At 68.4% G+C, this 6145-nt stretch carries 4 protein-coding genes; 3 read left to right on the forward strand and 1 reads right to left on the reverse strand.

All coding sequences use genetic code 11. From position 1 onward, the window contains the following. The first annotated feature begins 116 nt into the window (after positions 1-116). On the forward strand, positions 117-1061 hold the full coding sequence (locus tag ACFPZL_RS08800) for a DMT family transporter (protein ID WP_218116329.1): 945 nt from the start codon (positions 117-119) through the stop codon (positions 1059-1061). 30 nt (positions 1062-1091) lie between these two features. Here ACFPZL_RS08800 and ACFPZL_RS08805 read toward each other — a convergent pair whose 3' ends face one another. Beyond that, positions 1092-1661: a nitroreductase family protein gene (locus ACFPZL_RS08805; protein ID WP_218116328.1), complete on the reverse strand. Its 570-nt coding sequence runs from the start codon at positions 1659-1661 to the stop codon at positions 1092-1094. Between the two features lie 221 nt (positions 1662-1882). On the opposite strand from ACFPZL_RS08805, the gene ACFPZL_RS08810 reads away from it, so the two are divergent. Both ACFPZL_RS08810 and ACFPZL_RS08815 read left to right on the forward strand, forming a co-directional pair. After that, complete coding sequence (locus ACFPZL_RS08810; protein ID WP_218116327.1) at positions 1883-3403, forward strand: Ig-like domain-containing protein; 1521 nt, start codon at positions 1883-1885, stop codon at positions 3401-3403. Between the two features lie 170 nt (positions 3404-3573). Beyond that, on the forward strand, positions 3574-6145 hold a 2572-nt coding region (locus tag ACFPZL_RS08815), incomplete at its 3' end, for an HtaA domain-containing protein (protein WP_382335127.1).

The raw sequence follows: 6145 nt of genomic DNA on the forward strand, positions 1-6145 counted from the left end.
CGGGGTATGGGACGGGCATGATGCCGGGGGTTCCTTTCGGTACAGGATTACCCTCCATCAAACACGACACGATTCAGGCTCCGCTTCGGAGGCTCCGACTCCAATAGAGTGATCGGGTGACGCACCGACCTGCTCTCCCCATCTGGGCTGCACTGCTCGCCAGCGGCCTGGCCGGGGCGCTCATCGCCGTGCAGTCGCGGTTGAACGGCGGGCTCGGGAAGGCGCTCGGTGACGCCTACCTGGCCGCCCTCATCTCGTTCGGTACCGGCACGCTGCTGCTGATCGTCGCACTGCTCGTCTCTCCCGCCGGCCGGCGCGGGCTGGGGCGCGTGCGGGACGACCTCCGATCGGGGCGCCTCCCCTGGTGGTCTCTGACCGGCGGAGCGTGCGGTGCGGTCTTCGTTTTCGGGCAGGGGGCCGCCGCTCCGGTGGTCGGCGTGGCGCTGTTCACGGTCGGCGTGGTCGCCGGGCAGGTGCTCGGCGGGCTCGTCGTCGACAGGATCGGCGTAGGCCCGGGCGGCAGGATGGACCCGTCGAGGCAGCGGCTGACCGGCGGCGTGCTCGCCGTCTTCGCTGTCGGTGTCTCGGTGGCCGCGGATCTGAGCGGCGCGACCAGTGGACTGGCGCTCGTCGTGATCCCCTTCGTCGCCGGTGTGCTCATGTCGTGGCAGACCGCGGTGAACGGGCTGCTGCGGGTCTCGGCGCACAGTGCATTGACCGCCACGTTCATCAGCTTCGCCGTGGGCACGGTGTTCCTGATGGTCGCGGCCGGAGTCTCGACGGCGGTGCGCGGATGGCCCGAGCACTGGCCGACGGAGCCCTGGCTCTACACCGGCGGCGCGCTGGGCATCGTCTTCGTCGCCCTCTCGGCGGCGCTCGTCCGAACGGCGGGCGTGCTGCTGCTCGGCATGTCGAGCGTCGCCGGGCAACTGGTCTCCGCGGTGGCGATCGAGGCCGGCCTGCCGCTCGCCGGCGGCGTCACCACGTGGATGCTCGTGGGCGCGACGATCGCGCTGATCGCGGTCGGGATCGCGGCGCTCCCGAGCCGCGCCAGGGGATAGGGATCCGCGGGTTCGCTCGCGGCAGCGGGGTCAGAGCGCGCTGAGGTGGCGGGAGACGTCGAGCGGCTTCCTGGGCTTGTGCTTTCGGCGGCGATCCTCCACCCCGCCGACGTAGAGCCAGCCGAGCAGGTACTCGTGCTTCTCGAGTTCGTGCGTCTTGCGCGCGGCCTGGGAACGTACGGCTTCGCCGGTGCGCCAGATGACACCCCAGCCGGCCTCGTGCAGCAGCAGGCCGAGGTAGTGCGCCACGCCGGAGGCGACTGCCTCCTGCTCCCAGAGCGGAACCTTCTTGCTCTTCCGCGGGCTGACGACGACGGCCAGGACGAGCGGCGCTCGCATGGCCTTCGAGAGGCCCTTCTCCAGGCTCATGCCGCCGCCCTTCGCGAGTGCCTTGCCGAGCTTCTTCCGGGCATCGCCCCGCAGCTCGATGATGCGCCAGGGGCGGAGCGCGCTATGATCCGCGACGCTCGACATCGCAGCGAGCAGGCCTTCGATCTCTTCGCGGCTCGGGGCGCTCTCGGTCACGCTCGAATAGGATCGGCGCGCGCGCACCGCATCGAGCGCGGGAGCGCTGTGGTGCGTCTCCTGTGGTGTCGACATGAGCGATCTCCCTCGTTTCCCAGTGCGTGCATCGTCGCCGGATCGTCCGCGCATCGTCGCGGTCGACGGAAGGGTGAAGAATCCGGCTTGCAACATCAGATGATATTCGTCAGACTAGATGATGGTGCCCGCCTTAGGCGTGCCTAACTTCGATCCGATGAGAAGCGATCTGCTCGCGGGGGCCGATCGAAACGAGACAAATGAAGGAGTGCGGTCACAGCATGATTGCGCAGAAGAAGATGCGGAGCCTCCTGGCCACCGCCACGGCGGCACTGCTGGTCGCCAGCGGGGCGGCGCTCGCGCCCACAGCGGCGCTGGCAGCCGAGCCGGCGACGCCGACGATCGAGCTGTCGAAGACGCAGCTGAAGCCCGAAGGCGACACGCTGACCGTCACCGGCAGCGGATTCGACACCAGCTTCGTCGGGATCCCCGGCTATTACGGCTGCCCGAGCTTCGCGACGGCGCCGAAGGGCTTCTACGTGCAGGTCGGCTGGATCAAGGACACTTGGAAGCCCTCCGAGGGCGGCGTCTCTACCGGCGCGACCCCCGACCGCAAGGGCGGGCCCAACACCTGGTTCGCCGACGGAGATCTGAACTGCCGGGCGCCGAGCACCTGGACGATCGAAGCCGATGGCACGGCATCGTTCGAGTACACGGTCGAGGTCACCAAGGCGGCCCTCGGCGTGCTTCCGGAGGGCGCTCGCTACGCGGTGTTCACCCACGGCGGCGCAGGCACCTCGGACCAGCCCCTCACCCAGCAGCCGGTGAACGAGCTCTCGACGGACATCAGCTTCTACCCGGCGACGGTGACGGGCTCCGTCGCCGACTCCAGCCCCGCCGGTCTCACGGTCAGCGGTGCCGCCACGGGGATCCCCGCGGGGATCACCGGCGCCTACGCCGCTGTCATCGAGGAAGGCGACGAAGCCTCGCTGACCGACCCCGACAGCGAGTACATCGCCTTCGCCTTCCCGCCCTTCCCGGCGGTGACCGACGGCGCGACCTCGTTCACAATGACCGCCGATGCCGCGAAGCTCGATCGCAACAAGCGCTACGAGATCCTCGTATGGAAGCAGCACGCCGCGGCGACGCCGGAGAACATCTACGGCCGCATCGCTCTCGACGTCAGCGAAGAGCAGTGGGACGACGTCTTCGGCATGCCGACCACCACGACGGTGAAGTTCTCGCCGAGCACCTTCTCCTACAACGTGAAGAAGACCGCGACGGTCACCGTCAAGGCTGAGCGCTCGGACGAGCACCCGACCGGTGCCGTGCGGGTCAAGATCAACGGCAAGAACTACGATGCTACGCTCGCGAACGGCAAGGCGGCGATCCAGCTGTCCACTCCCGTGAACAAGGGAACCCGGGCCGTCAACGCGACGTTCACGAGCGACTCGGCCGAGTTCGCCGGCTCGAAGGGGTCGACCACGGTCGTCGTGACCAAGGCCACCCCGAAGGTCTCGGCGAAGCTCGCCAAGTCCAAGGTGACCACCAAGCAGAACGGCAAGATCAAGGTCGCCGTCACCATCCCGGGTTCGCTCAAGGCCAAGGCCGCGAACTTCAAGGTCAAGCTCTACGACGGCAAGAAGGTGCTGCGCACCGTGACCCTGAGCAAGAGCGGCACGGGCAACGTGACGATTCCCAAGCTGAAGAAGGGCACGCACAAGATCAAGGTGACCGTGCTCTCGACCACCAACACCAACTCGAAGAGCAGCGTCACCCGCACGCTGAAGGTGGTCAGCTAGATCGAATGCCTCCGAGCCGTGAGCCCAGCCGTCTGTTCTCCCTTTCGGAACGGTCGGACTCACGGCTCGGAGGCATTTTCTGCTCATAGGATGTGGGGGTGCCGCACCCCCGGCGGACGCCGAGACGGACCGTCGAACATCGCGGCACGGAGAGATTGAGAGGTGATCGCATGAGCCGGCACGCCGGGCTGCGCGCGATCATGGCCGCCGCGGTCACCGCATTCGTCGTCGCCGGATCCGCGCTCGCGGCACCATCGGCATTCGCCGAAGACGCCGTCCCTCAATCCACGGTGCAGAGCGACGCCGGCGCGCAGTCGGAAGGCGCCGAATCGGATGCGCCGGCCGAGGGCGACGCCCTCCCCGCTGCCGAAGAGGATCCTGGCGCAGAACCCGCAGCGCCGGCCGAGACCACCGCGCCCGACGAAGACGGTGCAGCGGACGACTCGGACTCCTCGTCCGACGTCGGCACCGGTGCCGACGCGCAGTCTTCGACGCAGGCTCAGCGGGCGCGAAGCCTCGATGAGCCGGAAGCGATCCAGACGTCGATCGCGCTGACCCCTGCCAAGGCGACGATCGACCACGGCGGTTCAGTGACACTCACCGCGACGGTCACTCCGGTCGAGGTGACCGGCACCGTCACGCTTCTGGACGATCAGCATGCGATCGGGGATCCGGAAACCGTCGTCGACGGTGCGGCCGTGTTCACGCTCGACGACCTCACGGTCGGGACGCACCGGCTTTCGGCGGGGTTCCTCCCCGACGATGCTGACGCCTACTCCGGCGCCGCCTCCGACACGATCGAGATACGGGTCATCGGTGAGGCGGAGGTCGAGGGGGCGAAGCTCACCTGGGGCGTCAAGGCGAGCTTCCGCAACTACATCTACAATTTCACGAGTTTCAAAGGTCGTGCCGCGCTCCTGGGCGACGCGAGACAGCCGGCGGCGAAGGGCGTATACGTCTGGCCGAACGGGTCCGGCACGGTAAAGACGGACGGCAGCGCGGCCGACGTGACCTTCGGCGCCGCAGACGGGGTGCACTTCCAGTCGCACCCGATGACGATCGGTGGGAAGAGCGTCTACGCGCTCGATATGACCTTCACCAAGCCGCGCATCGTCATCACCTCGCCGACGACCGGTGAACTGCGCATGGACGCGGCCGGGTACGAGTTCAAGAGCATGACCGAGGTGGGCGCGCCCTACCTCCTGGAGAACGCCCTGATCGCGACCCTGCGTCTTCCCACCCCGACGAAGAAGGGGACGACGTTCACCTGGACCGACGCCGCTGCGACGCTGACCTCCGAGGGCGCGATCGCGTTCGGCGAGTTCTACGAACCCGGTGAGACCCTCGACCCGGTGACCTTCTCCCTCCCCGCCGACGGCGAGATCGTCGTCAAGGAGCAGACGAAGACGAAGCTCAGCGCGACGCCCAAGAAGGCGACGAAGGGGAAGAAAGTGACCTTCACGGCGAGCGTCTCGCCGAAGCTCGCCGGCACGGTCACGTTCACGTACGCCGGCAAGCAGCTCGGCAAGCCCGTCTCCGTGAAGAAGGGCAAGGCATCGCTCGCCACCACGAGCCTGCCGGTCGGGATCCACTCCGTACGCGCGAGCTTCTCGCCGAAGGACGACAGCACCTACGGCCACTCCGTCTCGAACGCGGTCGACATCACGGTCCTGGCGAAGCAGGCGAAGACGAAGAAGCGGACGACGCCTTCGTCGGGTTCCGCCGAGGGCTCCCTTCTCTGGAGCGTGTCCGACAAGTTCACGGCCTATACGACCTGCGACGGCAAGGAAGCCTACGGCATGTCGCACTGCGCCAAGGGCTCGGTCTCGACGAGCGGCGTCGGATCCGGTTACCTGTTCCCGCAGGCCTCGGCGACGAAGTGGAACGCGCGCACGCAGACCGGCACGGTCGCCTACTCCGGGCGGGTGACCTTCACCGGATACGGGCAGACCATGTTCCAGGTGCTGAACCCATCGATCACCGTCACCGGCCCGAACTCCGCCACGCTGCACACCGGCAACACCACCGCCTACGGCGCGGCCTCGTACCGCCTCGACCTCGGCAACGCCAGCAAGACGGTCGGCGCGGGCGGCGAGGTGACCTGGAGCGGAGTCGCCGTGATCGGCAGCATGAGCAGCGGCGGCGCAGGCGGCAGCGGGAGCCAGAGCATCGGCTTCGATTCGCTCAGCTTCACCGTCGGCGCTACGAGTTCCAAGAGCTTCGGCAGCAGTTCCGCCGGCACGGACGAGACGCAGCGGACGCCCGCCGAGACGGCGCCCGCCTCGACCGGCATCACTGTGCTCACCGACGCGGATCGGCTGCGCCCGGGCGGCCGCATCGAGATCGAGGCCTCCGGCTTCGAGGCGAACGAGACGGGCATCCTGGTCGTGCTCTACTCCGAACCGATCCTGCTCGACGACGCGGCCACGGCCGACGCGAACGGTGTGGTCCGCTGGTCGGGCACCCTCCCGAAGGGCCTCTCGGGCGAGCACACCATCACCCTGCAGGGCAGCGTCGACGCCGGTGCCGTCATCGATCTCGCCGAGACCGACGACGGCTCGGACGGAGCGGGGGCCGCGAACGGAACTCCGACCGCCGTCGAAGCGCAGAGCGTTCAGGCTGCCGGCCTGGCCGCCGCTCCTGCCCCGGGCATGGGGCTCTGGGAGTGGTGGGCCAGTGCCGCCGGCCTCGTCCTCATCGCCGCCTGCACCACGACCCTCGCCGTCCGCCAGCGCCGCCGCG

The organism is Leucobacter soli, from assembly GCF_042659205.1.
GTDB lineage: Bacteria > Actinomycetota > Actinomycetes > Actinomycetales > Microbacteriaceae > Leucobacter > Leucobacter soli.